Annotated in this window: 25 protein-coding genes and 1 pseudogene; 24 read left to right on the top strand and 2 right to left on the bottom strand. The window is 34.1% G+C overall.

The features are described 5' to 3' along the window. Positions 1–8 precede the first annotated feature (8 nt). Positions 9–455: a hypothetical protein gene (locus AC1DVP_RS00895; RefSeq protein ID WP_477181671.1), complete on the top strand. Its 447-nt coding sequence runs from the start codon at positions 9–11 to the stop codon at positions 453–455. An 87-nt stretch (positions 456–542) separates the two neighbouring features. Here the strand turns inward: AC1DVP_RS00895 and AC1DVP_RS00890 are convergent, their stop codons facing one another. Beyond that, the gene (locus AC1DVP_RS00890; RefSeq protein ID WP_477181670.1) at positions 543–1,718 is read right to left on the bottom strand and encodes a THUMP domain-containing class I SAM-dependent RNA methyltransferase; all 1,176 of its coding nucleotides are present in this window, start codon (positions 1,716–1,718) and stop codon (positions 543–545) included. Between the two features lie 112 nt (positions 1,719–1,830). Here AC1DVP_RS00890 and AC1DVP_RS00885 point away from each other — a divergent pair, with 112 nt between their 5' ends. From AC1DVP_RS00885 to AC1DVP_RS00775, 23 genes and pseudogenes are all read left to right on the top strand, one after another. Further along, positions 1,831–2,595 (top strand): class I SAM-dependent methyltransferase, encoded by a 765-nt coding sequence (locus AC1DVP_RS00885; protein WP_477181669.1) that lies wholly within the window; start codon positions 1,831–1,833, stop codon positions 2,593–2,595. A 147-nt stretch (positions 2,596–2,742) separates the two neighbouring features. Further along, positions 2,743–3,411, top strand: a complete 669-nt coding sequence (locus tag AC1DVP_RS00880) for a ZIP family metal transporter (protein WP_477181668.1) — start codon at positions 2,743–2,745, stop codon at positions 3,409–3,411. 199 nt (positions 3,412–3,610) lie between these two features. After that, on the top strand, positions 3,611–4,078 hold the full coding sequence (locus AC1DVP_RS00875) for an OsmC family protein (protein ID WP_477181667.1): 468 nt from the start codon (positions 3,611–3,613) through the stop codon (positions 4,076–4,078). Between the two features lie 199 nt (positions 4,079–4,277). Then, a pseudogene (locus tag AC1DVP_RS00870) lies at positions 4,278–4,358 on the top strand (N-acetylmuramic acid 6-phosphate etherase); the annotation flags it as partial. Positions 4,359–4,534: 176 nt separating this feature from the next. Next, positions 4,535–5,014: a hypothetical protein gene (locus AC1DVP_RS00865; protein ID WP_477181666.1), complete on the top strand. Its 480-nt coding sequence runs from the start codon at positions 4,535–4,537 to the stop codon at positions 5,012–5,014. A gap of 94 nt (positions 5,015–5,108) precedes the next feature. Beyond that, on the top strand, positions 5,109–5,924 hold the full coding sequence (gene murQ, locus AC1DVP_RS00860) for an N-acetylmuramic acid 6-phosphate etherase (protein ID WP_477181665.1): 816 nt from the start codon (positions 5,109–5,111) through the stop codon (positions 5,922–5,924). Between the two features lie 40 nt (positions 5,925–5,964). After that, positions 5,965–6,183, top strand: coding sequence for a DUF6095 family protein (locus AC1DVP_RS00855; protein WP_477181664.1), 219 nt, complete (start codon positions 5,965–5,967; stop codon positions 6,181–6,183). Next, positions 6,183–6,755, top strand: coding sequence for a pentapeptide repeat-containing protein (locus AC1DVP_RS00850; RefSeq protein ID WP_477181663.1), 573 nt, complete (start codon positions 6,183–6,185; stop codon positions 6,753–6,755). Before AC1DVP_RS00855 ends, AC1DVP_RS00850 begins: the two co-directional genes overlap by 1 nt. 2 nt (positions 6,756–6,757) lie before the next feature. After that, entirely contained in the window at positions 6,758–7,333 is a 576-nt protein-coding gene (locus AC1DVP_RS00845; protein ID WP_477181662.1) for a DUF1572 family protein, read from the top strand. Positions 7,334–7,552: 219 nt separating this feature from the next. Further along, positions 7,553–7,927 carry a DNA topoisomerase IV gene (locus AC1DVP_RS00840; RefSeq protein ID WP_477181661.1) on the top strand — a complete coding sequence of 125 codons (375 nt, stop codon included), beginning with the start codon at positions 7,553–7,555 and terminating at the stop codon, positions 7,925–7,927. A 50-nt stretch (positions 7,928–7,977) separates the two neighbouring features. Then, positions 7,978–8,748 (top strand): TerC family protein, encoded by a 771-nt coding sequence (locus tag AC1DVP_RS00835; protein WP_477181660.1) that lies wholly within the window; start codon positions 7,978–7,980, stop codon positions 8,746–8,748. Position 8,749: 1 nt separating this feature from the next. Then, the gene (gene nrtS, locus AC1DVP_RS00830; protein ID WP_477181659.1) at positions 8,750–8,980 is read left to right on the top strand and encodes a nitrate/nitrite transporter NrtS; all 231 of its coding nucleotides are present in this window, start codon (positions 8,750–8,752) and stop codon (positions 8,978–8,980) included. A 53-nt stretch (positions 8,981–9,033) separates the two neighbouring features. After that, positions 9,034–10,953, top strand: coding sequence for a DUF294 nucleotidyltransferase-like domain-containing protein (locus tag AC1DVP_RS00825; RefSeq protein WP_477181658.1), 1,920 nt, complete (start codon positions 9,034–9,036; stop codon positions 10,951–10,953). Beyond that, a complete protein-coding gene (locus tag AC1DVP_RS00820; protein WP_477181657.1) occupies positions 10,953–11,624 on the top strand; it encodes a 3'-5' exonuclease in 672 nt (223 codons plus the stop codon). The genes AC1DVP_RS00825 and AC1DVP_RS00820 overlap by 1 nt, the downstream gene beginning before the upstream one ends. A gap of 514 nt (positions 11,625–12,138) precedes the next feature. Continuing rightward, the gene (locus tag AC1DVP_RS00815; RefSeq protein WP_477181656.1) at positions 12,139–13,578 is read left to right on the top strand and encodes an MFS transporter; all 1,440 of its coding nucleotides are present in this window, start codon (positions 12,139–12,141) and stop codon (positions 13,576–13,578) included. A gap of 47 nt (positions 13,579–13,625) precedes the next feature. Further along, complete coding sequence (locus AC1DVP_RS00810) at positions 13,626–14,942, top strand: MFS transporter (RefSeq protein ID WP_477181655.1); 1,317 nt, start codon at positions 13,626–13,628, stop codon at positions 14,940–14,942. An 87-nt stretch (positions 14,943–15,029) separates the two neighbouring features. Continuing rightward, a complete protein-coding gene (gene kduI, locus AC1DVP_RS00805; RefSeq protein ID WP_477181654.1) occupies positions 15,030–15,866 on the top strand; it encodes a 5-dehydro-4-deoxy-D-glucuronate isomerase in 837 nt (278 codons plus the stop codon). A gap of 25 nt (positions 15,867–15,891) precedes the next feature. Further along, a complete protein-coding gene (locus AC1DVP_RS00800) occupies positions 15,892–16,686 on the top strand; it encodes a gluconate 5-dehydrogenase (RefSeq protein WP_477181653.1) in 795 nt (264 codons plus the stop codon). Positions 16,687–16,707: 21 nt separating this feature from the next. After that, positions 16,708–18,108 carry a glucuronate isomerase gene (gene uxaC / locus AC1DVP_RS00795; RefSeq protein WP_477181652.1) on the top strand — a complete coding sequence of 467 codons (1,401 nt, stop codon included), beginning with the start codon at positions 16,708–16,710 and terminating at the stop codon, positions 18,106–18,108. Positions 18,109–18,112: 4 nt separating this feature from the next. Then, positions 18,113–19,135, top strand: coding sequence for a PfkB family carbohydrate kinase (locus AC1DVP_RS00790; RefSeq protein WP_477181651.1), 1,023 nt, complete (start codon positions 18,113–18,115; stop codon positions 19,133–19,135). A gap of 15 nt (positions 19,136–19,150) precedes the next feature. Further along, positions 19,151–19,822, top strand: coding sequence for a bifunctional 4-hydroxy-2-oxoglutarate aldolase/2-dehydro-3-deoxy-phosphogluconate aldolase (locus AC1DVP_RS00785; RefSeq protein WP_477181650.1), 672 nt, complete (start codon positions 19,151–19,153; stop codon positions 19,820–19,822). A 184-nt stretch (positions 19,823–20,006) separates the two neighbouring features. After that, on the top strand, positions 20,007–21,464 hold the full coding sequence (locus AC1DVP_RS00780; RefSeq protein WP_477181649.1) for a tagaturonate reductase: 1,458 nt from the start codon (positions 20,007–20,009) through the stop codon (positions 21,462–21,464). A 230-nt stretch (positions 21,465–21,694) separates the two neighbouring features. Continuing rightward, the gene (locus tag AC1DVP_RS00775; protein WP_477181648.1) at positions 21,695–23,311 is read left to right on the top strand and encodes a UxaA family hydrolase; all 1,617 of its coding nucleotides are present in this window, start codon (positions 21,695–21,697) and stop codon (positions 23,309–23,311) included. Positions 23,312–23,430: 119 nt separating this feature from the next. Here AC1DVP_RS00775 and AC1DVP_RS00770 read toward each other — a convergent pair whose 3' ends face one another. After that, complete coding sequence (locus tag AC1DVP_RS00770; RefSeq protein WP_477181647.1) at positions 23,431–24,456, bottom strand: LacI family DNA-binding transcriptional regulator; 1,026 nt, start codon at positions 24,454–24,456, stop codon at positions 23,431–23,433. Between the last annotated feature and the right edge of the window lie 293 nt (positions 24,457–24,749).

Raw genomic sequence — 24,749 nt, 5'->3', positions numbered from 1 at the left:
AATACATTATGGATTTTTTCAAAGCACAAAAAACACTAATTACACTTTGGTTTATATGGGGCCTTTTACTTATGCTGTATATAGGTTATCATATCATTTTTGGCAACTATAAAGATGTTGACAGTTCCAAATTAATAACTTGGATTGCTACTTACTTGGCTTCAATTTTTAGTTTAATCATGGGAAGTTCATTTTTTAGTAAAGATCTATTTAATGAGAAACTAAAAGACAACCTTTATTTCTATCTAGCAGTTGGTGCTTCTGTACTTTATTTACTTTTTATATCTATTACCCTGGTAAATGTCCCGAACAATAGCGAATGCGGAGAAAAATGCTTTGAAATATACCTTCTTTCACTAGACAAAATAGGGAAATTACTCAATTTCATTCTTCCGGTTTTAACTGCTTTACTCGGTTATTTCTTCTACAAAAACAAAAAACAGGAACCATCATAATTGAAGAAATAAGCAAAAATTAAAAATCCCGATAACCACTATTCTAAAACAGCAATTATCGGGATTATACATTTTGTTTAAAACTAATTATTCAGTGTCCCCATCTGGAACAATTTGAAACTTCGTTCTCTTACTTCCTTCATACATTTCGTATTTCACCAATCTAGCTTCAATACTGGCATTGAAAAGCTTAATTTTTCGGGAAGGTTTTAGACCAACAAATTTCAATGCTTCAAGATTTCCTGTAATAAACCAAGCATTCGTTTCTGGATAATTTTTCTTTAATGTATCTCCAATATTTTTATAGAATTCTTCCATGTGGATATCCAAACGCTCATCATAAGGCGGATTGAAAACGATATGTAATTTCCCTTCTGATGTTTTCTCGGTATCGAAGAAATTCTTTTCTTCAATCTTAATATATTCATCCAGATTAGCATTCTTCACGTTGTCTTTGGCTTTTTGAACAGCAGATGGTGCTTTATCATATCCCTTTATGGTGTAATGAAATTCACGAACACGCTTCAATAAACTATCCTGAATATTATCAAACAAATCATTATCCCAATCATTCCATTTTTCAAAAGCAAATTCTTTTCGGTTAATATTCGCAGGAATATTACAGGCGATCATTGCTGCTTCTGCCAAGAAAGTTCCAGAACCACACATTGGATCCAAGAAATCCGTTTGACCATCCCAACCGGAAAGCAACAAAATTCCAGCAGCCAAAACCTCATTTATAGGAGCAATATTTGTAGCCGTTCTATATCCACGCTGGTGCAAAGAATTCCCAGAAGTATCTAATGCCACCGATACTTGATCTTTGTCAATGTGAATATTAATTCTTAAATCCGGAAAAGCTTTATCAATACTAGGGCGTTGTCCCGTTCTTTCACGAAACTGATCCACAATCGCATCTTTACATTTTTGAGACACAAACTCAGAGTGGTTAAAGTACTCTGAATGCACCGTTGCATCAATCACAAAAGTCTGATTGGCATTGATATATTTAGACCAATTCGTTCCGCGAATCCCTTTATATAACGATTGTTCGTCCCTTGCTTTAAAAAAATAAATCGGTTTTAAAATTTTCAAAGCGGTACGCAAAGACAAATTCGCTTTGTACATAAATCCTTTATCTCCCTTAAAACTCACCATTCTCACCCCCTGCTCCACATCCTGAGCTCCCAACATTGTCAATTCTTTTGCCAGTATTTCCTCAAAACCAAAAAAGGTTTTGGCAATCATCTTAAAATTCTCCATCTTCTATATAAATTCCATCATTTAAATTCCAAATTCCAAACGGTTTGAAATAGTATATTTTCTGCAAAAATACACTAAATTTGCGGGACTTAAATTAATTGAAAAAGAATAAATGTCCGATTCCGCAAATAACAAAACACAAATCAATGATTCCAATCCAGAAAATTGGTTTGCCTCATGGTTTGACAGTCCTTATTATCATATACTTTACAAAGAGAGAAATTATAGAGAAGCTCAATTGTTTATGGACAATCTGACGCATTATCTCAATCTTCCCGAGAAAGCAAAAGTGCTGGATTTAGCTTGTGGCAAAGGGAGACATTCTATTTATTTAAACCAATTAGGCTTCAATGTCATTGGTGCCGATTTATCCGAAAACAGCATAAAAGAAGCACAGAGAAACAGTAACGCGACTTTGCATTTTCAGGTGCATGATATGCGGGAAGTCTTTGAAGATAAGTTTGATGCTATTTTCAATTTATTTACCAGTTTTGGTTATTTTGAAAATGATGAGGATAACTTAACGACTTTAAAAGCCATCAAAGAAAGCTTAACTGAATATGGTTTTGCTGTAATCGATTTTATGAATGTAACCAATGTTCTCAATACTTTGGTTCCCGAAGAAATAAAAACCGTAGATGCAATTGACTTTCACATTAAACGTTATTTAAAAGATGGACATATTTACAAAGAAATTGATTTTGATGACCAAGGTCACCATTATCATTTCACCGAAAAAGTAAAAGCGCTTACGCTTAAAGATTTTGAACAAATGATGGAAGAATCTGGTATCTTTCTATTAGATATTTTTGGGGATTATAAATTAAAAAAATTCCACAAAACCGAAAGCGAAAGATTAATTATGATTTTTAAGTAAATTGTTTAATCGTTTAATTGTTGAGCTGTTTAATTGAAAAAAATGTCAAGAAGGCTTCAACAATTTTCTAAATGCTTATACAAATTAACAAATCAATGTTTTTTGACAAATAAACAAATAAACAGTTCAACGAATCAACAATAAAAAATGAACTACCTTTTACCCTTACTTTCTGTACTTCTTGGTTATTTCATAGCTTTATTTTTAAAGCCTAAAAGCAAAACCAATCTAAAACTATTGCTTGCTTTTAGCGGTTCGTTCTTGCTGTCTCTTACCGTGATGCATTTACTTCCGGAAGTGTACGAAAGCCACAATCATAATATTGGAGTTTTTATAATGTTGGGTATTTTGTTCCAAATTATATTAGAATTTTTTTCCAAAGGAGCAGAACATGGCCATGTGCATGGTCACGATAAAATGTACCAAATCCCATGGCTGTTATTCATCAGTCTTTGTATTCATGCCTTTTTAGAAGGATTTCCTGTAAGCCATCATCACGATTTAGCCTTAGGAATAGCCATTCATCACTTTCCTATTGCCATTATTTTGACAACCTTTTTCATCAATGCGTCTCTCAAGAGAAATGCAATTTTTTTCTTCATGATTACTTTTGCCGTCATGACACCGCTAGGTACAGTTGCCTCAGATTTTATACCTCAATTGAATGATTATTATACCGAGATAACAGCTGTAGTTATTGGTATTTTATTCCATATTTCATCCACAATTATTTTTGAAAGCAGTGAAGGACACAAATTCAACATCGCCAAAGTATCTATGATTGTAATTGGAATTGTTTTGGCTTGTTTTTTATAGTTATTTTACTGAATTACAAACAAATACCTATTAATTTAGCTATCATTATTTGGGCGTGACCCTCCGTAAAAACTACGGGTCGGGCTTTCCGTTCCCGCTTTTTTTTATCCCGTAAAAAACGGGATAAAAAAAGAGCTCCACTTTAATCCCTCACGCAGCTTAGTACTTAAAACAACTTTAACAGAACATAACATCAAAAATGGGATTTAAACATTTATTTAAAGCAAAATTGAATTGGAATTCTATTCCAAAAGAAGTAATTTCTTCCTCAAAACAATACCATAAAACCCATCAGATTGCTATTGAAAGAAAAGATATTTTAAATGTTTCGGCAGCCAAAGCATTCAAAGGTGATCCTAGTTTATACAATCCAGAAGATTTATTGTTGAGCAGTGTGGTTTCCTGCCACATGATGTCGTATTTGTATGTTTGTTCTCAAAACGGGATTGATGTAATTTCTTATCAGGATGATGCAGAGGCAACACTTGAAGTTTTGGAAAATGGCTCGGGGCGTTTTATCGAAGTAAGATTGTATCCAAAAGTTGTAATCAAACAACAAGAAAAAATAACAGAAGCCGTAAGCCTTCACGCCAAAGCAAATGAACTTTGTTTCATCGCTAATTCTTGTAATTTCAAAATTTTTCATTTTGCTAGTTGCACAACTTAAAGACAACTGAATTTTTTCTTTTATAATTATTAAACAAATTATTGATACTGATTAGGTTATGACTAATAATTCAAATAATGAAAACGTTTAAAGCAGGAGGCTAAAATTTATCATATAACAGGGTTGCTACTATTAATTTTTTTAAGTTTGCAATAACAAATAAACTGTGTTTCTTTTACACGTTTGAACCATAAAAACAATGACTTTTACCAAAACCACTGAGCAATCATCCAAATACGAACATCTTGAAAAAATGTCACTTCAAGAATTACTTAATAACTAATAGAAACATTCATAATCGAGATTATTGCCAAATTATCAATAATTATGATTGCTTTAATGGATCATGGACACAAGAGTCGTATTATTTACTAAAATCTTTTCCCATTTCGTTATCGTTGCTTAATAAAGGATTCTTTGCTATTCCTCATCAGAACAAAACATTTTACAAAAAGCATGAAAAACACAATTAGAATTACAACAATTTTATCACTTTTCCTTTTAACATCCTGCGGTTTTAAACTAAAAATTATGGATGGTGAGCACTTTACAAAACAAACCACATTATCAATAGGTAATTACGAAGATCCGCTTGGAACAGTAAAAGATTTGAATTATCTTTTAAAATCAGAAGGATTTAATATGGTTTCAACTGCTTCTGCTTCAAATGCAGTAAAATACAAAGATCCATTTAATGATATCTCCAAGAATACCGATCTTCAGAAAATATTCAATATAACCGACTTAAATTCAATCTATTCAATTAAACTAAATTACTACTGTTCAAGCGACAACCTTCGTTATAATAGTTTTGGTTTATCTGTCATTGATCCTAGTGGCAAAGTTGTTATGTACGGATATTTTGCTGGAACAAACAAGGCGAGACAAAACGTATTAAAGAGTGTCGCTAAAAAATTAGGACAACAAATAAAATAATTTCAGTTGCACAAAAAATTAAGAATAGATACAAAACGCGTATTTAATCAAAACTTTGTAACTTTAAATCTTTTCCATTTTTAACTGCAAAACCATGAACTTCACCAAAACCACCGAACAATCTTCAAAATACGAACATCTCGAAAAAATGTCGGTTCGAGAATTAATAACCAATATTAATCAGGAAGATCAAACTGTGCCTCTTGCTGTAGAAAAAGCTTTACCACAGATAGAAACATTAGTAACAGAGATTGTTGCCAAAATGAAATTGGGCGGACGATTATTCTACATTGGTGCAGGAACATCGGGACGTTTGGGAATCCTGGATGCTTCTGAATGTCCTCCTACTTTTGGAGTTCCTTTTGATTTGGTTGTTGGTATTATTGCTGGGGGGGACACTGCAATTCGTAAAGCTGTAGAAAATGCCGAAGACAACTCAACTCAAGCTTGGCTAGATTTACAGGCTTATAATGTAAATAAAAATGATGTTGTAGTGGGGATTGCCGCTTCGGGGACAACACCTTATGTTATTGGAGGTTTACAAGCGTGCAACGAAAATAATATTAGTACTGGAAGTATTTCCTGCAACGCTGGAAGCCCGCTTTCGCAAACAGCAAAATTTCCAATCGAAGTCATTGTAGGACCAGAATTTGTAACCGGAAGCTCTAGAATGAAAGCCGGAACTGCCCAAAAATTGGTACTTAACATGCTTACGACAGCCACAATGATTCAGCTGGGAAAAGTGAAAGGAAACAAAATGGTAGATATGCAGTTAAGCAACAGCAAACTAGTAGACCGTGGCGTAAAAATGATAATGGGAGAAATTCCTGTAACTTATGAAGAAGGTGCCGAACTGCTGAAAACACACGGCAGCGTGAGAAAAGCAGTTGATTTTTATACTAAAAAATAGAAAACAGTTTCAATTAATCTGAAACTTTTAAAATAAAAAAATGGCAAACAAAGAACTCTTGGCAAAGGGAATTAAATATTTAACCGGAGCATTACCGCTTATGTTCATAGGTCCTACAGTAATTTACAATGCGTTTATGAACCAGCATACCAATTGGCATTATTTGGTTTTAGCCATTGGAATTGGTGCTTGTTTAGCATCAATGTATTTAATGTTTGTAGGGTTAAAAATAATAATGAAAGGAATATTTAACGACTAATGGAAGACCTGATACACATTCAAAAAACATTTGAAAAAATCACCTATATAGGAAAGAAGATTAATAATCGTGAGTTTGAAGATTGCGTTTTTAAGAACTGTGATTTCTCGAATAGTGATTTTTCGAACAATAGTTTTATGGATTGCGAATTCATAGAATGTAATCTATCAATGACCCAATTGGGAGGTTCAAGCCTTAAAACTGTTTTTTTCAAGAACTGCAAACTAATGGGAATTCAATTTCAGTCTTGTCAGGATTTTTTGTTCAATGTGCAATTTCAGGATTGTATTTTGGACTATAGTTCTTTTGCGAATAAAAAAATGCCAAAGACCAAATTCAATTCTTGTTCCTTGAAAGAAGTTACTTTTATTGGAACCAATTTAACCCAATCGGTTTTTGGGAACTGCAATTTGGACAATGCCATTTTTAATGATACTCTTTTGGCAGGTGCTGATTTTACTACAGCTTACAATTACAAAATAGACCCCGAATTCAACCCGATGAAAAAAGCTAAATTTTCTAATCAGGGAATCGCTGGTCTTTTGGATAAATATGATATAAAAATTGAATAGTCATGAATGCAACAACTTCCTATCTTGAAAGCGTAAAAAAGCAATTTCTCTACTATAAAATGCTTGGAGAAAAAGCAATGGAGCAGCTTGAAGCAGAACAGCTTTTTGTATCTGTAAACAACGACACAAATAGCATCGCCGTGATTGTAAAACATCTTTCGGGAAATATGCTGTCGCGCTGGACAGATTTTCTGACTACCGATGGAGAAAAAGAAACGAGAAACCGGGATGGTGAATTTGAAAATGATCTTCACACAAAAGACCAAGTATTGACTGCCTGGAATGCCGGTTGGAACTGCTTTTTGGGAACTTTGGACAGTTTACAGACAGAACAGCTTTCGGAGATTATTTATATCAGGAACGAAGGTCATACGGTTATTGAAGCCATCAACAGGCAATTGGCCCATTATCCGTATCATATTGGACAAATTGTTTTTTATGCCAAACAGCTAAAAAACAGCGAATGGGAAAGTTTATCGATTCCTAGAAACAAATCGAATAGCTACAATGCCGATAAATTTGCGCAGGAGAAATCGATTAAAAATTTTACGGAAGAAGAATTTAGAAGATTGAAATAAAGGCAAAATTCAATAACAAAAAGCAATATCAATGCCTAATGACTAATACTTGCCCCAGATGGAAGTGAAAACCCCCCAGGGCTAGATCCTAATTTTTTCCTGTCCCAAAAGAGCGACCAACGGAAGCTCCTTTTGGGACATTGGAAAAAAAGGAAATAGACCGAGGAGTTGTAACGAACAGCTGGATTAGGCCCAAACAAAAACGACAAATACCAAGAAATGAAAAAAATAATACTGCTCCTCCCACTACTGCTGCTAATGTCATGCTATGATGTGGAACGTAACTGTTCGGATTTTAAAACCGGAAAATTTAAATTTGAATACGAAATTGACGGCGTAAAGAAAACGACCGTATTTGAACGCAATGATAGTATTGAAATTGAGACTTTTGAGGGAAAAACGGATACTTCAACAGTTCGTTGGGTGAATGACTGTGAATACGTTTTGCAGAAAAAACACCCAAAAAATAAGGCGGAGGAGAAAGCCATTGACATGAAAATCTTGACAACCTCGAAAAATTCCTATACCTTTGAATTTGGAATGGTTGGTGTTGACCAAAAACAAAAAGGAACGGTAATCAAGATTGCAGATTAAAGAATTCTGACTGCATAAACTCATAATTTTAAAACCATCAGTATATATAAATGGAAGTATTTTTGAACCCCGATGCTTGGATTGCCTTGCTGACATTGACTTTTCTCGAAATTGTTTTAGGTATTGACAACATCATTTTTATCTCAATTGCAACTGGAAAATTAGCTATAGAAGACCGTAAAAAAGCAACTAAAGTGGGTATGTTTTTGGCGATGTTCATGCGAATAGCTCTTTTGTTTGGAATTAATTTCCTGACTCAAATGAAGAAACCTTGGTTTACTATTGATTGGAGCTGGCTTCATGCAGGAGTTACAGGACAAAGCCTTATTTTATTATTTGGAGGTTTGTTCCTGATATATAAAAGTACCAATGAGATTCGTGAGAAAGTAGACGAAAAAGGCCATGAAGAAAAAGAATTGGGTAAAGCTGCCGCAAAATCTTTCCAGAGTGTGATTCTGCAGATTATAATGATTGACTTGGTTTTTTCTTTTGACAGTATTTTGACTGCTGTAGGAATGACTAACGGTGTTGAAGGCGCTTTGGTTATCATGATTACGGCTGTTGTTATTTCGGTTATGATTATGATGCAATTTGCGGTTCCTGTTGGGAATTTTGTGAATAAGCATCCATCGATACAAATATTAGGTTTATCCTTTTTGATTTTAATTGGGTTCATGTTATTGACCGAAAGTGCTCATTTATCTGATGCCCTTGTTTTTGGCAGCCATGTTACCCCAGTGCCAAAAGGATATTTATATTTTGCCATTTCGTTCTCTTTATTTGTAGAAATAATAAATATGAGAGTGACTAAAAAGAAATAATATGCTTTCTAAAAATATAAAAAATGCTTTGATTATTGCTGTTGTAGTGGGAACTATATTGAACACGATTAACAGTTATGACGTGATTTGGGAAAGCAATTTCACGTTTAGAAATGTTTTAAGAATTGTATTAACTTACATAACTCCTTTTTGCGTTTCTTTATACTCTTCTACATTAGCATCAAAATCATTCGAAAAAACAAATATTAAAAACACAGTTGCCGAAAAGTAGCTGTGTTTTTTTTTTACAATTTATCTTAGTCTTAAAAACATTATTCAAATTACATGAAAAATACTATTTCGCAGAGAGTTGCAGATTTTCTAAAGAACTTCCCTCCATTTACTTTTTTAAATCAAAATGATATTGAAGTTCTTTCGGAACAGATTTCAATTATTTATAAGGAAAAAGACAGCGTTATTTTTGCCGAAAATGACGAAACCCACGACTCCTTTTATGTAGTCCATAAAGGTGCAGTTGCACTTAGAAAAGGCCTAAAAAACGATACTATTGATATGTGCGATGAAGGAGATATCTTTGGGCTAAGACCCCTCATCGCTAATGAAAACTACCAAATGGAAGCTAGAGCTTATGAAGAAACCATCCTTTATGCTATTCCAATTGCTATCTTCAAACCCTATGCATTAGTAAATAAAGATGTTGGGGACTTTTTAATTCAAAGTTTTGCTTCCAATACACATAATCCCTATTCTGAAAGCTATAGAGGAAAACTGTATGGCGAAACCTTAGCAGGAGACCTTTTGGATAATAATCCCAAAATACTTGATATTCAGCCCGTAAAATATTCAAAAAAAATAGTTACCTGTTCATCAATAACCACTGCCAAAGAGATTGCACAAATAATGACCAAAAAAAATGTAGGCGCAATACTTGTCATTGAAGATAAGCTTCCTATTGGCATTATTACAGATAAGGATTTAAGAAATAAAATTGTTACCGGCGAATATCCTATTACATCGGCAGCCTCAATAATAATGACAAGTCCCGTTATTACATATCCTAAAAAACTGACCACTACACAAGCGCAAATGGCCATGATGAAAAGTAACATCAGCCATATATGCCTAACTAAAGATGGTACTCCAAATACCAAAGCCATTGGTATTCTTTCCAAACACGACGTGATGGTATCATTAGGAAATAATCCAGCTGTATTAATAAAAGCTGTGAAAAGAGCCAAAAAATACAAGGAAATAAAACCTATACGAGCTAGTATTATGCAATTGCTGCAAGGCTATTTAGATCAAAACATACCAATAACATTGACATCAAAAATCATTACCGAATTAAATGATGTTTGTATTCAGCAGGTTATTACTATAGCTTTGAAAAAAATGAGTACACCGCCGCCGGTAAAATTTGGCTGGCTGGCCATGGGAAGCCAAGGGCGAAGCGAACAATTATTGCAAACCGATCAGGATAATGCCTTGGTCTATGAAGATGTAGCCGAAGAATTAAAAGAAAAAACTAAAAAATACTTTTTGGAATTGGCATCTCATGTCAACAAAGGATTATTCGAAATTGGATATGAATATTGTCCTGCCGAAATGATGGCATCCAACCCGAAATGGTGTTTGAGTTTGGAAGAATGGAAAAAAGTAGTACACCATTGGATCACAAACACTGGAAAAGATGAAGTTCTCTTATCCTTTATATTTTTCGACTACAGCCTTTCTTATGGGGACAGCGAACTTGTAAACAAACTCTCTGATTATATTTTAGAAGACATCAAAGCAAATCCCGTATTTTACCTTCATTTAGTGAGCGGTGCTTTGCAAAGCCCATCCCCTACTGGTTTTTTTAGACAATTCTTATTAGAACAAGATGGTGCCAACAAAGATTTCTTCGATATAAAAAGAAGAGCATTAATGCCATTGAGTGATGCAGCCAGAGTATTGATTTTATCCCATGCGGTAAAATCAATCAGCAATACTCCTGAACGTTTTGAGAAATTAGCAGAATTGGAACCACAAAACAGAGAATTATACTTATCCTGTTCCTATTCCTACAAAGCGCTTTTAAAATTCAGAACCAAACAAGGTCTCCTGCACAATGATTCCGGGCAATATATCGCCTTAGAACATCTTACCAAATTAGAAAAAATTAAACTAAAAAGCACCTTTAAAACCATTAAAGAACTGCAGGAAATCATTTCCATTCGTTTTAATCCATCAAATATATTGTAATGAAGAGCATTTTCGAAGAATGGAAAACCGAACTATTTGATTTTTTAAAAATATCTAAAAAGCCAATTGATGAAACACTCTTACACAGCGTTGAAAGTACCCGCTTTGTTGTCTTAGATACTGAAACCACTGGTTTTGATTATGATAATGACAGAATGCTCTGCATAGGAGCCATTATTTTGCAAAATGGTGTCATTTCCATTTCCGAAAGTTTTGAAATGTATATACACCAAGAACATTATGACAAAAACAGTGTTCAAATTCATGGTATTCTAAGAGACTTGGTTATGAAAAAACCAAGTGAATTAGAAGTTTTACAGCAATTTTTAACTTTCTTGGGAGATTCAATTATCATTGCCCATCACACCATATTCGACATAACGATGATCAATCGTGCATTGGAACGAAATGGTCTGCCACTGTTAACGAACAAGACTTTGGATACGGCATTTCTCTACAAAAAGACACTCATTAAATCCAATCTGTTAGAGTATAAAGACCATTACGCACTTGATGATCTCGCCGATAAATTTGATATTTCCAAAAAAGACCGTCATACTGCAATGGGCGATGCCTATATCACAGCTATTGCTTTCTTGAAAATTGTGAAAAAATTAAAAGAGAAAAAAAGAAAAGGTGAATTCCTTCTAAAAGATTTATTTTATTACTAATCTGAATCTGATTATTATTTTTTAGGAGCAGAAAAATTAGGTGTTTTTGGTAACATGGTTCCTGCTCTTCGCTAAATCTTTTTATCTCGTCCTAAAAGACGAGATAAAAAGTATATCGCTTCGATCAGGGCTAAAAGGGAATATTTAGCATTTTTGCTTTTATACTATTTAGAAATATAACATAACTTCCTATTATTATGGGTAGCAATATAAAACTTTAATTACAAAAAAATATTAAGAATAACTACCCATTGCCTGCTATATTTCACCAATAGAAATGCAAAAAATTAAAAAATTCATCATTTTTGTGTAATTAATTACATTTTAAACAACAAACAACCGATTGTTCGAATAGTAAATATACCTTTACGATAAAAAAAGGTATTGTTTATTACTATATTGAAAAAAAACTAGTTAATAAATTGTATATGTAAAAATAAAACTTATTTTTGTGTAATCGATTACATCAACGATTACATTAAATAAAGCCTACAAAAATTAAACAAAAAATAATATGAATAATCAAAACATAGGTAAATACAGATGGACAATTTGTGCAATGCTTTTTTTTGCCACAACCATCAATTACCTTGACAGACAAGTACTTTCTTTGACATGGAGCGATTTTATTTCACCAGAGTTTCACTGGACAAACAATGATTACGGAAATATAACCGCTTTGTTTTCTATATTTTATGCAGTTTCATTATTATTTGCAGGCAAATTTGTTGATTGGATGGATACCAAAAAAGGATTTCTTTGGGCAATTGGTGTCTGGTCATTAGGTGCATGCTTACATGCATTTTGCGGTATTGCAACTGCAGGAATCATTACTGGAAATTGGCTTGTAGGTTTTGAAGGAGCAAAAGAAGCTATAAGCACAGTAAACGACACTGGAATGATTATTTCTGTCAGTGTTTCTTTGTTTATTTTTGCCCGTTTTGTATTGGCTGTTGGTGAAGCCGGAAACTTTCCTGCCGCTATTAAAACTACAGCCGAATATTTTCCTAAAAAAGACAGAGCATTCTCTACCAGCATATTTAACGCTGGAGCAACTGTAGGTGCTTTGGCTGCTCCAATCACGATTCCTTTTATCGCTAAATCTTTTGGATGGGAAATGTCATTTATTATTATTGGAGCTTTAGGTTTTATGTGGATGGGCTTTTGGATTTTCATCTATGCTAAACCTGAAAAGCATCCAAAAGTCAGCGCTGCTGAATTAGCTTATATCCAGCAGGATATTATTGCAGACAGTAAAATAGAAGGTTATGTACCCGAAACTGACACTAAAGTTTCACTTGCTGATTGCTTTAAATACAAACAGACATGGGCGTTTGCTTTTGGTAAATTTATGACAGACGGCGTTTGGTGGTTCTTTTTATTTTGGACACCCGCCTATTTAAGTTCGGTTTACGAAATGGATTCTACAGAAGCTGCATTCCCATTATTTGTTTTATATATGATTACTTTGCTTTCAATAATAGGTGGCTGGCTGCCGACCTACTTTGTTGAGAAAAAAGGAATGAATCCTTATGAAGGGCGTATGAGGGCAATGTTAATTTTTGCATTTTTCCCTCTATTAGCATTGGTGGCACAGCCATTAGGATACATTTCATACTGGTTGCCTATAATAATAATTGGTATAGCTGGTGCTGCACATCAAGCTTGGTCTGCTAACATCTTTACTACTGTTGGAGATATGTTTCCCAAAAAAGCAATTGCTACCATTACAGGTATTGGCGGTTTAGCAGGAGGAATTGGATCTACAATAATCAATAAAGGTTCTGGAATGTTATTCGACTATAGTAAAGAAAGCGAAATGGTTTTTATGGGATTCAAAGGAATTGAAGCTGGATATTTCATAATTTTTTCCATCTGTGCTGTATGTTATTTAATAGGTTGGATAGTAATGAGATCTTTAGTGCCTAAATACAGTCCAATAACAGATCTTTAAAATAAAAAACTAATACTATCAAACTAACCTAACCAAATTTGCAATTTATGAATCAAGCCAATGCAGCGATTGGAAAATATCGCTGGACAATATGCAGTTTAGTCTTTTTTGCTACAACAGTTAATTATTTAGACAGGAACGTAATAAGTTACTTAAGACCGTTTTTAGCAGAAGCTTTTCATTGGACACCAGAACAGGAAGTAATTGATTATTCTAATATTGAACTGGCATTTAAAATTGCTTATGCATTAGGAATGCTTATAGCTGGTGGATTCATTGATAAATTAGGAACAAAATTAGGGTATGCGATAGCAACCGGCTTATGGAGTTTAGCAGCAATTGGCCATGCTTTTGCAACAGGCACAGGAGGTTTTTTAATTGCGCGCGTGTTTTTAGGAGTTACCGAAGCTGGAAATTTTCCAGCTGCTATAAAAGCTACTGCCGAATGGTTTCCTCAAAAAGAACGCGCATTAGCAACTGGAATTTTTAACTCCGGAAGTAATATTGGAGCTATAATCGTCCCTCTGTCTGTCCCTTTTATTGCTGAAAATTACGGTTGGCAATGGGCATTTATCGCAACTGGGATTATTGGTTTTGTATGGCTGTTTTTGTGGTTTATATATTATGAAGTTCCTCAAAAACAAAAACGCTTATCACAGGCTGAACTCGAATATATTAATGCCGACAAAACCGAAGTAATTGAAGATGAAAATAATGAAAAAGCGTCTTGGCTAAAATTACTTTCCTTTCGCCAGACCTGGGCATTTGCAATTGGTAAATTATTAACTGACCCAGTTTGGTGGTTTTATTTATTTTGGTTACCCGATTTCTTAATGAAAGAATATAAACTTTCTGCGACTGGAATTATTTGGCCTTGTGCATTAGTTTATGTTATTGGAAGCATAGGGAGTATTGGCGGAGGATGGTTACCGTTACGATTAATAAATAAAAACTGGCCGGCTTATAAAGCCCGTAAAACAAGCATGCTGCTTTATGCATTTGCCGTTTTACCCGTTTTGTTTTCTCAATATTTAGGTTCAATCAATATGTGGTGGGCAATTTTGGTTATTGGTTTAGCAGTTTCTGCGCATCAGGCATGGAGTGCTAATATATTTACCACAGTATCCGATATGTTTCCCAAAAACGCAACAGCTTCGGTAACAGGAATTGGAGGAATGTTCGGTGCGCTTGGCGGAATTTTACTAACTTTAGTGATTCAAAAAAACATGTTTGTTTACTATACTAAAATTGGTAAAATAGAAACAGGTTATTTTATTATGTTTTGCATTTGCGGAGCGGCTTATTTATTAGCTTGGCTTATCATGCATATTTTGGTTCCTAGAATGAAAAAAGTAGAATTATAAAATTCAAACAAATAAATTTGATTTGAATTATGTTTTTTAAATATAAAAATCTAATTTTGTGCAATCGATTACATTAAACTTTATACCATGACAAAATATAGTTCTAGATATGCTTCTAGCCCTGAAGCAGTAAAACAATATGATACGAAACAGTTAAGAGATGAATTCCTTATTGATGATTTAATGCTGGAAGATGAGATTACATTGACCTATTCTCATTATGACCGGTATATTGCGGGTTCAGCTGTTCCAGTTAAAGATTTAACATTGGAAACAATAGATCCCTTAAAAGCAGGCTACTTCCTAGAACGAAGAGAAATGGGAATCATAAATGTTGGAGGAAATGGTTCTGTTGTTGTTGAAGGAACTGTATATGAATTAGGCTTTAAAGATGCCTTATATATTGGAAGCGGTAACAAAGAAGTAATTTTTAAAAGTGCCGATTCAAAAAATCCAGCAAAATTTTACATCAACTCTGCTCCTGCCCACACAAACTATCCAACTAAAAAAGTAAGCTTAGCCGAAGCTAAAAAACTGGAATTAGGCACAATGGAAACAGCAAATCACCGTACCGTAAATCAAATGATTATTGGCGGTGTTGTTACTACTTGTCAATTACAGATGGGAATGACAGAATTAAGACCGGGAAGTGTTTGGAATACAATGCCAGCTCACGTACATGACCGCAGAATGGAAGTGTATTTCTATTTGGATATTCCAGAAAATCAGGCAGTTTGCCACTTTATGGGTCAGCCACAGGAAACAAGACATATTTGGATGAACAATCATCAGGCTGTTATTTCTCCACCATGGTCTATTCACTCTGGTTCAGGAACAAGTAACTATACTTTTATTTGGGGAATGGCTGGTGAAAACTTAGACTATGGAGATATGGATGTCTGCAAAATAACCGAATTAAGATAATTAGTAACTATTAAATAAAAAATTTATGTCAATCAACCTTTTTGATTTAACTGGAAAAACAGCACTCGTAACTGGAGCAGTTCATGGACTTGGAATGGCAATGGCAAAAGGACTTGGTCATGCTGGCGCAAAAATTGTAATAAACGACCGTTCTTCACGAGAAACAGTAGATAACGCTGTTGCTGAATACAAATCAGTAGGAATTGATGCTTACGGATATATATTTGATGTAACCGATGAAGCAGCCGTAATTGAAAATATAAAAAAAATAGAAACTGAAGTTGGTCCAATCGATATTCTGATCAATAACGCAGGAATCATCAAAAGAACACCTATTGTTGAAATGGAAGTAAAAGATTTTGCCGAAGTTATCAATGTAGATTTAATTAGTCCTTTTATCATGTCAAAAGCAGTTGCCAAAAGAATGATTGCTCGTGGAAGCGGTGGAAAAATTATCAACATCTGTTCAATGATGAGTGAATTAGGAAGAGATACCGTAAGTGCTTACGCATCTGCAAAAGGAGGTTTAAAAATGCTGACTAAAAGCATGGCTACAGAGTGGGCTAAATTCAATATCCAAACAAATGGAATTGGGCCCGGATACTTTGCAACTACTCAAACAGCTCCAATTAGAGTAGACGGACACCCATTTAACGATTTCATTATTAGCAGAACGCCAGCAAATCGTTGGGGAGATCCAGAAGATTTACAAGGTGCAGCTGTATTCTTGTCTTCAAAAGCAAGTGATTTTGTAAACGGTCATATCCTTTATGTTGATGGCGGAATACTAGCTACTATTGGAAAACCATCAAACGAATAATAATATTTTAAGACGTTTAAAATGAGCATAAGTTTTATACATGATAATTTTTTATTAGAAAATAAATTTGCTGAAGAATTATACCATAATTATTCTAAAAATCAGCCTATTATTGATTATCACAATCACTTGAATCCGCAATTTATAGCCGAAGATAAAATTTTTGACAATATTACTAATGTGTGGATAAATGGAGATCACTACAAGTGGCGCGCAATGCGTACTTTAGGAATCAGCGAACAATTCATTACTGGAAATGGTTCTGATAAAGACAAATTTATCAATTGGGCAAAAACAGTTCCTTATACAATGCGTAATCCTTTGTATCACTGGACACATTTAGAATTAGCACGCTATTTTGACATTACAGAATTATTAAACGAAAAATCAGCGGAATCAATTTACGAACAGGCTTCTGCAAAAATAAATTCTCCAGAATACAGCACACGTAACTTACTTAAAAAAGTAAATGCAGAATTTGTATGCACTACTGAAGATCCAATTGACAACTTAGAATATCATCAAAAATTAGCAAAAAGCGACTTTACTACAAAAGTAAGCACCGCTTTTAGACCTGATAAAGCAATTCTAATTTCAAATGACGGATACAATGCATATATCGATACATTAGGTGAAGTAGCTGGAATTGCCATTAATTCTTTTGCAGATTTATGTGCAGCTTTAAAAAACAGAATCGAATATTTTGATAAAAATGGCTGCAAACTTTGCGATCATGGATTGGATCAAATATATTTTGAAAACTTTACCGAAAATCAGATAAATGTTATTTTCAAAAGAAAAAGAGATAATCAGGATATAACTTCTGAAGAAGCTTTGAAATTTCAAAGTGCCATCTTATTGTTTTTATCCGAAACGTATCATGAATTTGGATGGGTGCAGCAGTTTCACTTAGGAGCATTGAGAAATAACAATGCCCGTATGCACCGAATTTTAGGACCTGACACTGGATGGGATTCTATCGGAGATTATCCACAGGCTCAAAAACTGTCAGCTTTCCTGAATGCTTTGGACAGTAAAGATAAATTGACTAAAACAATCATTTATAACTTGAATCCTGCAGATAATGAAGTAATGGCTACCATGATTGGCAATTTTAATGACGGAAGCGTTAGAGGAAAAGTACAATTTGGTTCAGGATGGTGGTTTTTGGATCAAAAAGACGGAATGACAAAACAACTGAATGCTCTTTCGAATATGGGCCTTATCAGCTGTTTTATTGGAATGTTAACCGATTCCAGAAGCTTCTTGTCATTTCCAAGACATGAATATTTTAGACGTATCCTTTGTAATCTTTTGGGTGACGAAATCAAAAGAGGAGAACTTCCAAATGACATGGAGTGGATAGGTAAAATGGTTTCTGACATTAGTTATAATAATGCCAAAGAATATTTCAAATTTTAATACTATGAGTAAAGTAGTTTCATTCGGAGAAATAATGTTACGCCTTTCAACGGAAGGAAATTTACGTTTTGGCCAAGCCACCGCATTTGGGGCGACTTACGGCGGAGGCGAATTTAATGTTGCCGTTTCCTTAGCAAATTATGGAGTAAGCGCCGAATTTGTAACACGATTACCAGAAAATGAGATTGGAACATGCGCATTAAGAGAAATGAGAAAAATGAACGTAGAATCCAAAAACATCATTTTTGGAGGAGAACGTTTAGGAATTTATTTTCTTGAAACAGGAGCTGGAACACGAGGGAGCAACGTAGTTTATGACCGTGCCCATAGCTCCATGGCAACTATTGAAAAAGGAAATATCGATTGGGAAAATGTACTAAAAGATGCTAACTGGTTTCACTGGAGCGGAATTACAGCAGCTATATCCGATAGTTCAGCCCAAGCTTGTTTAGAAGCTATCAAAGTAGCTCATAAATTAGGATTAACCATATCATGCGATTTGAATTACAGATCAAAATTATGGCAGTATGGAAAAACTCCAAGTGAGGTTATGCCAGAATTATTGCAATACTGTAACGTAATTTTAGGAGATATTGATACCGCTTATTTTATGTTAGGAAAAGCCAAGGTAAATCCAAACTATCAAGACGAAAAATCACTTCCAGTTTTATATACAGCCTTATTTAATTTATTGCCAAATTTAAAAACAGTTGCCACTACATTACGTTATTCCGTAAGTGCTTCTCATCAAAGAATAGGCGGTATACTATTTGACGGAAAAGCAATATATCAAGGAGCTGTAAAAGAAGTTACACCTGTTATTGATCGAGTTGGAAGCGGTGATGCCTTTATGGGAGGATTAATTTACGGTTTATTAGAATATCCAAATAATAGTCAAAAAGCATTAAACTTTGCAGTTGCTGCTTGTTGTTTAAAACATACCATTGCAGGAGATTACAACTTGGCTAGCTTAAAAGAAGTGGAAAATATGGCAGATGGTGATTCTGCTGGATTAGTATCTAGATAAAAACATAAAATAATTATGGCAAAATATACAAGAATTGAAGTTGCAGCAGTAATGAAAGAAACAGGATTAGTTCCTTTATTTTATCATACTGATGTATCATTAGCAAAAAAAGTGCTTAAAGCATGTTATGATGGCGGCGCCCGATTAATGGAATTCACCAGCAGAGGAGATTTTGCTTTTGAAATTTTTGGTGAACTTAATAAATATGCGATAGCAGAATTACCCGGAATGATTCTAGGAGTAGGATCTATTACTGATGCAGCGGCAGCTTCTCTTTATATGCAGTTAGGAGCAAATTTTATTGTTACTCCAGTTTTTAGAGAAGATATAGCTATTGCCTGCAACCGCAGAAAAGTATTGTGGTCACCCGGTTGTGCATCACTTACCGAAATTGCAAGAGCAGAAGAATTAGGCTGCGAAATTGTAAAATTATTCCCTGGCGAAATCTACGGACCTCAATTCATAAAAGGCGTGAAAGGACCTTGCCCTTGGACAAGCATCATGCCTACAGGTGGAGTTACCACTGCCAAAGATAATCTAACAAGCTGGTTTGATGCAGGTGCAGTATGCGTAGGTATGGGTTCACAACTAATTACTAACGAAATATTGAAAAACCAAGATGTGGTTTTATTGGAAGGTATTGTTAGAAAAACGTTAGCTACAATTAAAGAAATTAGACAAAAATAAGGATTACTTATACACCTCTCATAAGGTTTAAAAAGCTAAATAAGCGATTGAATACTAGAGGGAAAGAATTTAATCCCCAATCCTCATTAAAGGATTAAAAACTGACATTTAGGACGTTAGTCGCTTATTATTATAAATAAATATAAGGCTCAAACAAGCCGGTAAATAAATAGTAAAGGAAAAAATGAAAAATTTAAATAGAAAAAATTTAGGATTAGAAAAATTACAGCCTATTAAAGTAATTCAATTTGGAGAGGGGAATTTCCTAAGAGCTTTTATAGATCATGCTTTTCAAGAATTGAATGAAACAGTAGATTTTAATGCAGGAATCGCAGTGGTACAGCCTATTGAAAACGGAATGGTAAATATGCTGAACGACCAAGACGGTTTGTACACATTGTTTATGAAAGGTTTATCTAAAGGCCAAGAAGTTCAAGAGAAGAAATTAATCACAAATCTTGTTTCCGGAATCAATCCATATACAAATTTTAATGATTATTTGGCTTTAGCCAAAGAAGAAGAACTGCAGTTCATCATTTCAAACACAACGGAATCTGGAATTGCTTATGTAAGCACTGATACGCCTGTAATGCAGCCTCCAAGTTCTTATCCTGCAAAACTGACTGTTCTTTTGCACGAAAGATTCAAACATTTTAATGGAGATAAAGCAAAAGGATTAGCCATTATTCCTTGCGAACTGATTAATTATAATGCAGATACTTTAAAAGAAATTATCCTAAAATACACTAACGACTGGAACTTAGGAGCTGATTTCGCTGCTTGGATTAACGAAAGCAATACATTCCACAACACTCTAGTTGACAGAATTGTACCTGGATATCCAAGAGCTGAAATTGACCAATACAACAAACAATTAGATTATACTGACAATTTAATAGTTTCTGCTGAAACTTTTTTCCTTTGGGTAATCGAAGGTGGAGAAGATTTGAAAGCAAAATTACCATTTCACAAAACTAATTTAGATGTAAAAATCGTTGCAGATATGCAGCCTTACAGAACGAGAAAAGTAAGAATCCTGAATGGCGCCCATACTGCAATGGTTCCATTTTCGGTAATGTATGGAAACGAAACAGTAAAAGAAACAGTAGACGGGGATTTCACAGGAGCTTTCATCAACAAAGCTATTTTTGATGAAATCAACGAAACTATTGATATGGATAAAAAAGAACTGGATCTTTTTGCGGAAGATATTCTAGACCGTTTTAGAAATCCATTTATCAAACATAATCTTTCCAGTATTGCTTTAAATTCTATTTCAAAATTCAAAGTTAGAGTATTGCCAAGTATTTTAGGTTACATTACTAAATTTGGCAAAGTACCTGCCAACTTAACTTTTTCTTTTGCCTGTCTGATCCGTTTTTATGAAGGAACTTGGAATGGAACTGCTTTACCGGTAGATGACAGTAAAGAAATAACAGATGCATTTAAAGTTATCTGGGCTAACGATACAGCAAAAGCTGTTGAGCAGACTCTTCAAAATACAGAATTTTGGGATGAAGACTTAACTGCTGTTAAAGGTTTGTCTGAAGCGCTTGTAATTGCAATAAATGAAATAAATAATAACGGAATTGAAGAAGGTTTTAAAAACTATTTGAAATCTTTTGAATCTGTATCCTTATAATTAAAATTTATTTTTTTTAATTAAAACAAATAGTTCTTTATGAACGGAATGTATAAAGGACAGCAGTGAAGCTCTTTTTGTATGAGGCTTTTATTTTTTTTTGCCTCATATAAAAAGCTGGAACGAATAGGCTGTTCGCCACGGCGGACACGACCAAAGAATGATTAAAACAGTGATAATTATTGCTGTTTTCTAAACGAAAAGGAGTATAAATTTTATAATTAAGTAAAATGCAAAAGAAATTAATAAAAGTAAACCCTTCTGATAATGTTGCGGTTGCATTAGTAAATCTTACAGCTGGAGAAGTCATTTCTTTTGAAGGTGAAGACATCACCATCGAAACTGACGTAAAAATGAAACATAAAATTGCGATGTATCCTTTTGAAACAGGAGAACACATTATTATGTATGGGGTTTTGGTAGGGAAAGCGAGTGCTCCAATTGCAAAAGGCGGACTGCTTTCGACAGAAAATGTGAAACACGAAAGTGCTAAAGTGTCTGGGAAAACAGAAACTATTGGCTGGAATGTTCCCAATGTTGACAAATGGAAGGATCGAACTTTCATGGGGTATCATAGAGAAGACGGACAAGTTGGAACTGAAAATGTTTGGTTATTTTTCCCATTGGTATTTTGTGAAAACAGAAATATCGAAATCTTAAAGGGGATTTTCGAAAAAGAACTGTCAAAGCCAAAAGAAAATGATTATCAACTGTTGCTTCGATCTTTAGTAAACACTGAAAAAGGTGCAGAAGATGCTGTTGCTAAATCTAATGAAGTTGATTTATTTAAAAATATTGAAGTAAAATTCATCACGCATCAAGGCGGATGTGGCGGAATACGTCAAGATTCACACAGTTTGGCTAAATTATTAGCCGGTTATGTAAACAATCCAAACGTTGCTGGAGCTACTGTTTTGAGTTTAGGATGCCAGAACTTACAGATCTCAATTTTTCAAGATGCAATGAATGCTATTAATCCAAATAGCAAAAAACCAGTTTTAATCTACGATCAGCAGCAGATTGGAACTATTGAACAAATGTTGAGTACAGTAGTGAAAGACTCTTTCGCCGCAATCAAAGAAGCAAATAAAATTGAAAGAGCTCCTGCTCCATTATCTAAATTAAAAATTGGTTTAGAATGTGGCGGTTCAGACGGATTCTCTGGAATTTCTGCTAACCCGACTCTAGGAGTAATGTCAGATATGATTGCCGCTTTAGGAGGAACAACAATACTTTCAGAATTTCCTGAATTATGCGGTGTAGAACAAGAATTAGTAAACCGTTGTGTGGATGACAATGACGGAAAACGTTTCTTGGAACTAATGAAATGGTATGAGAAAACCGTTATTGATGCAGGCTCAGGATTTGACATGAATCCATCACCAGGAAATATCAAAGACGGATTAATTACTGATGCCATGAAATCTGCCGGTGCTGCCAAAAAAGGAGGAACATCACCAATTTCTGGAGTTTATGATTATGGCGAATACATTTCAAAACCAGGATTAACTTTATTATGCACACCGGGCAACGATGTTGAATGTACTACTGCAATGGTAGGTTCTGGGGCTAATATGGTAATCTTTACAACAGGTTTAGGCACTCCAACAGGAAACCCGATTGCTCCTGTAGTAAAAGTTTCTTCTAACTCTGAATTAGCTGCAAAAATGTCTGATATTATAGATATTGACACAGGAGGAGTAATCAAAGGAGAAAAATCTATTGATGAAATGGCAGATCAAATGCTAGATTTTATTATTGATGTTGCTAGCGGAAACATAATAACCAAAGCGGCTATATTAAATCAAAACGATTTTATTCCTTGGAAAAGAGGAGTATCATTATAATATTAAAGAAAGTTTTTTAGATTATTTTGTTCAAAAAGCTGTTAGGATTCATTTTCTAACAGCTTTTGATTTTTTGAACACATTTTTACTTTACAGACTTTAAAATAATGCCTTGCAGCTTATTTTAATCTTGTAGATGATTTTCGGATATGCAGTGTAGGAGTAAGCACCACTTTCTTTTCAATTTTTATATTATCCGTATTTTGTATTTGTTCCAAAAAGACTTTTGCTGCCATTTTTCCCATTTCCAATGGTGATTGATCCACAGACGAAATAGACAGCTCCATAAAGCCCGTAAAAGGTTCGTTTCCAAAGCCAAATACGCAAAACTCTTCAGGAATTTTTATACCTCTTTCTTTCAATTCCTGAATCGCTCCTAAAGCAGCAAAATCACTCGAGGAGAAAATTCCGTCTGGCTGAGGATTTAAACTCAATAATTTCTCGACAGCCTGCCTTCCGGCATTTACATTACTCCTAGTTTGAAAAACATAATCTTCATTACACTCTAAACCGCTGTCAAGTAATGCTTTTTTATATCCTTTATTTCTATTCTCAAATATTTCCAATGATTGATCCCCTGTCAAATGAGCAATACGTTTACAGCCTTGTTCAATAAGATTCTTTGTCGCCAGATAACCGCCTTCAAAGTCATTAATAGTTACAGAGCTAACGCCTTGCATTTCCTTCTTTCTGTCAAAAAAGATTAAAGGCACATTTTTATTCACTACAGTTTCTATTACATGATCATTTTCTTCTGAAACATTTGAGATAGACATCAAAATCCCATCAACTTGTGCGTTCAATAAGGTGGTAATTTTTTCACTTTGCCTCGTTTCTTCTTCGTTAGTCTGGCAAATGATAACATGATACCCCTCTGGATGCAGCTCCTCTTCAATTCCTCTAATTACAGAAGCAAAAAAGTTACTGTCAATACGAGGTACAATAACACCTACATTATTGCTTTTGCCAGAGCGAAGAGATTGTGCCAGCCTGTTTTGTTTATAATTCATTTTAGCAGCTGTTTCTAATACCAGTTTTCTGGTAACCTCGCTGATTTTCGGATTGTTATTCAAAGCTCTTGAAACAGTCGCTGCCGTTATGTCAAGTGCTTTTGCAATATCGTAGATTGTTGTTTTTTGATCCATTCTGGAATTAAGATATACAATTATTTTTGTAAAAATAAATAAAAAATTCAACAAAAAACGATTAATGTTATCGATTGCATAAAAATTAATTTATTCTATAATTTTTGTTTTCAAAGCAGGGTACTAATCTTAAAAAAAACATAAAAGCATATATAAAACTAATAATATATCAAAAATATCACTATTTAATTTTATTTATACTTTTTTTTTAGACTTTTTTTTGTTTATATAAAAATTATATGTAGGTTTGTGTAATCGATTACATAATTGTAATTACACATTCAAAATAAAGC

This window comes from Flavobacterium sp. P3_A6 (assembly GCF_056403035.1).
Note: the sequence above shows the minus strand (reverse complement) of the source record. Positions and strands in the feature narration are given on the sequence as shown.

Bases quoted from the DNA above. Each gene is read 5' to 3' on its own strand.
- AC1DVP_RS00895 (WP_477181671.1), top strand. From the start codon at position 9: ATGGATTTTTTCAAAGCACAAAAAACACTAATTACACTTTGGTTTATA.
- AC1DVP_RS00890 (WP_477181670.1), bottom strand. From the start codon at position 1,718: ATGGAGAATTTTAAGATGATTGCCAAAACCTTTTTTGGTTTTGAGGAA.
- AC1DVP_RS00885 (WP_477181669.1), top strand. From the start codon at position 1,831: ATGTCCGATTCCGCAAATAACAAAACACAAATCAATGATTCCAATCCA.
- AC1DVP_RS00880 (WP_477181668.1), top strand. From the start codon at position 2,743: ATGAACTACCTTTTACCCTTACTTTCTGTACTTCTTGGTTATTTCATA.
- AC1DVP_RS00875 (WP_477181667.1), top strand. From the start codon at position 3,611: ATGGGATTTAAACATTTATTTAAAGCAAAATTGAATTGGAATTCTATT.
- AC1DVP_RS00865 (WP_477181666.1), top strand. From the start codon at position 4,535: ATGAAAAACACAATTAGAATTACAACAATTTTATCACTTTTCCTTTTA.
- murQ (WP_477181665.1), top strand. From the start codon at position 5,109: ATGAACTTCACCAAAACCACCGAACAATCTTCAAAATACGAACATCTC.
- AC1DVP_RS00855 (WP_477181664.1), top strand. From the start codon at position 5,965: ATGGCAAACAAAGAACTCTTGGCAAAGGGAATTAAATATTTAACCGGA.
- AC1DVP_RS00850 (WP_477181663.1), top strand. From the start codon at position 6,183: ATGGAAGACCTGATACACATTCAAAAAACATTTGAAAAAATCACCTAT.
- AC1DVP_RS00845 (WP_477181662.1), top strand. From the start codon at position 6,758: ATGAATGCAACAACTTCCTATCTTGAAAGCGTAAAAAAGCAATTTCTC.
- AC1DVP_RS00840 (WP_477181661.1), top strand. From the start codon at position 7,553: ATGAAAAAAATAATACTGCTCCTCCCACTACTGCTGCTAATGTCATGC.
- AC1DVP_RS00835 (WP_477181660.1), top strand. From the start codon at position 7,978: ATGGAAGTATTTTTGAACCCCGATGCTTGGATTGCCTTGCTGACATTG.
- nrtS (WP_477181659.1), top strand. From the start codon at position 8,750: ATGCTTTCTAAAAATATAAAAAATGCTTTGATTATTGCTGTTGTAGTG.
- AC1DVP_RS00825 (WP_477181658.1), top strand. From the start codon at position 9,034: ATGAAAAATACTATTTCGCAGAGAGTTGCAGATTTTCTAAAGAACTTC.
- AC1DVP_RS00820 (WP_477181657.1), top strand. From the start codon at position 10,953: ATGAAGAGCATTTTCGAAGAATGGAAAACCGAACTATTTGATTTTTTA.
- AC1DVP_RS00815 (WP_477181656.1), top strand. From the start codon at position 12,139: ATGAATAATCAAAACATAGGTAAATACAGATGGACAATTTGTGCAATG.
- AC1DVP_RS00810 (WP_477181655.1), top strand. From the start codon at position 13,626: ATGAATCAAGCCAATGCAGCGATTGGAAAATATCGCTGGACAATATGC.
- kduI (WP_477181654.1), top strand. From the start codon at position 15,030: ATGACAAAATATAGTTCTAGATATGCTTCTAGCCCTGAAGCAGTAAAA.
- AC1DVP_RS00800 (WP_477181653.1), top strand. From the start codon at position 15,892: ATGTCAATCAACCTTTTTGATTTAACTGGAAAAACAGCACTCGTAACT.
- uxaC (WP_477181652.1), top strand. From the start codon at position 16,708: ATGAGCATAAGTTTTATACATGATAATTTTTTATTAGAAAATAAATTT.
- AC1DVP_RS00790 (WP_477181651.1), top strand. From the start codon at position 18,113: ATGAGTAAAGTAGTTTCATTCGGAGAAATAATGTTACGCCTTTCAACG.
- AC1DVP_RS00785 (WP_477181650.1), top strand. From the start codon at position 19,151: ATGGCAAAATATACAAGAATTGAAGTTGCAGCAGTAATGAAAGAAACA.
- AC1DVP_RS00780 (WP_477181649.1), top strand. From the start codon at position 20,007: ATGAAAAATTTAAATAGAAAAAATTTAGGATTAGAAAAATTACAGCCT.
- AC1DVP_RS00775 (WP_477181648.1), top strand. From the start codon at position 21,695: ATGCAAAAGAAATTAATAAAAGTAAACCCTTCTGATAATGTTGCGGTT.
- AC1DVP_RS00770 (WP_477181647.1), bottom strand. From the start codon at position 24,456: ATGGATCAAAAAACAACAATCTACGATATTGCAAAAGCACTTGACATA.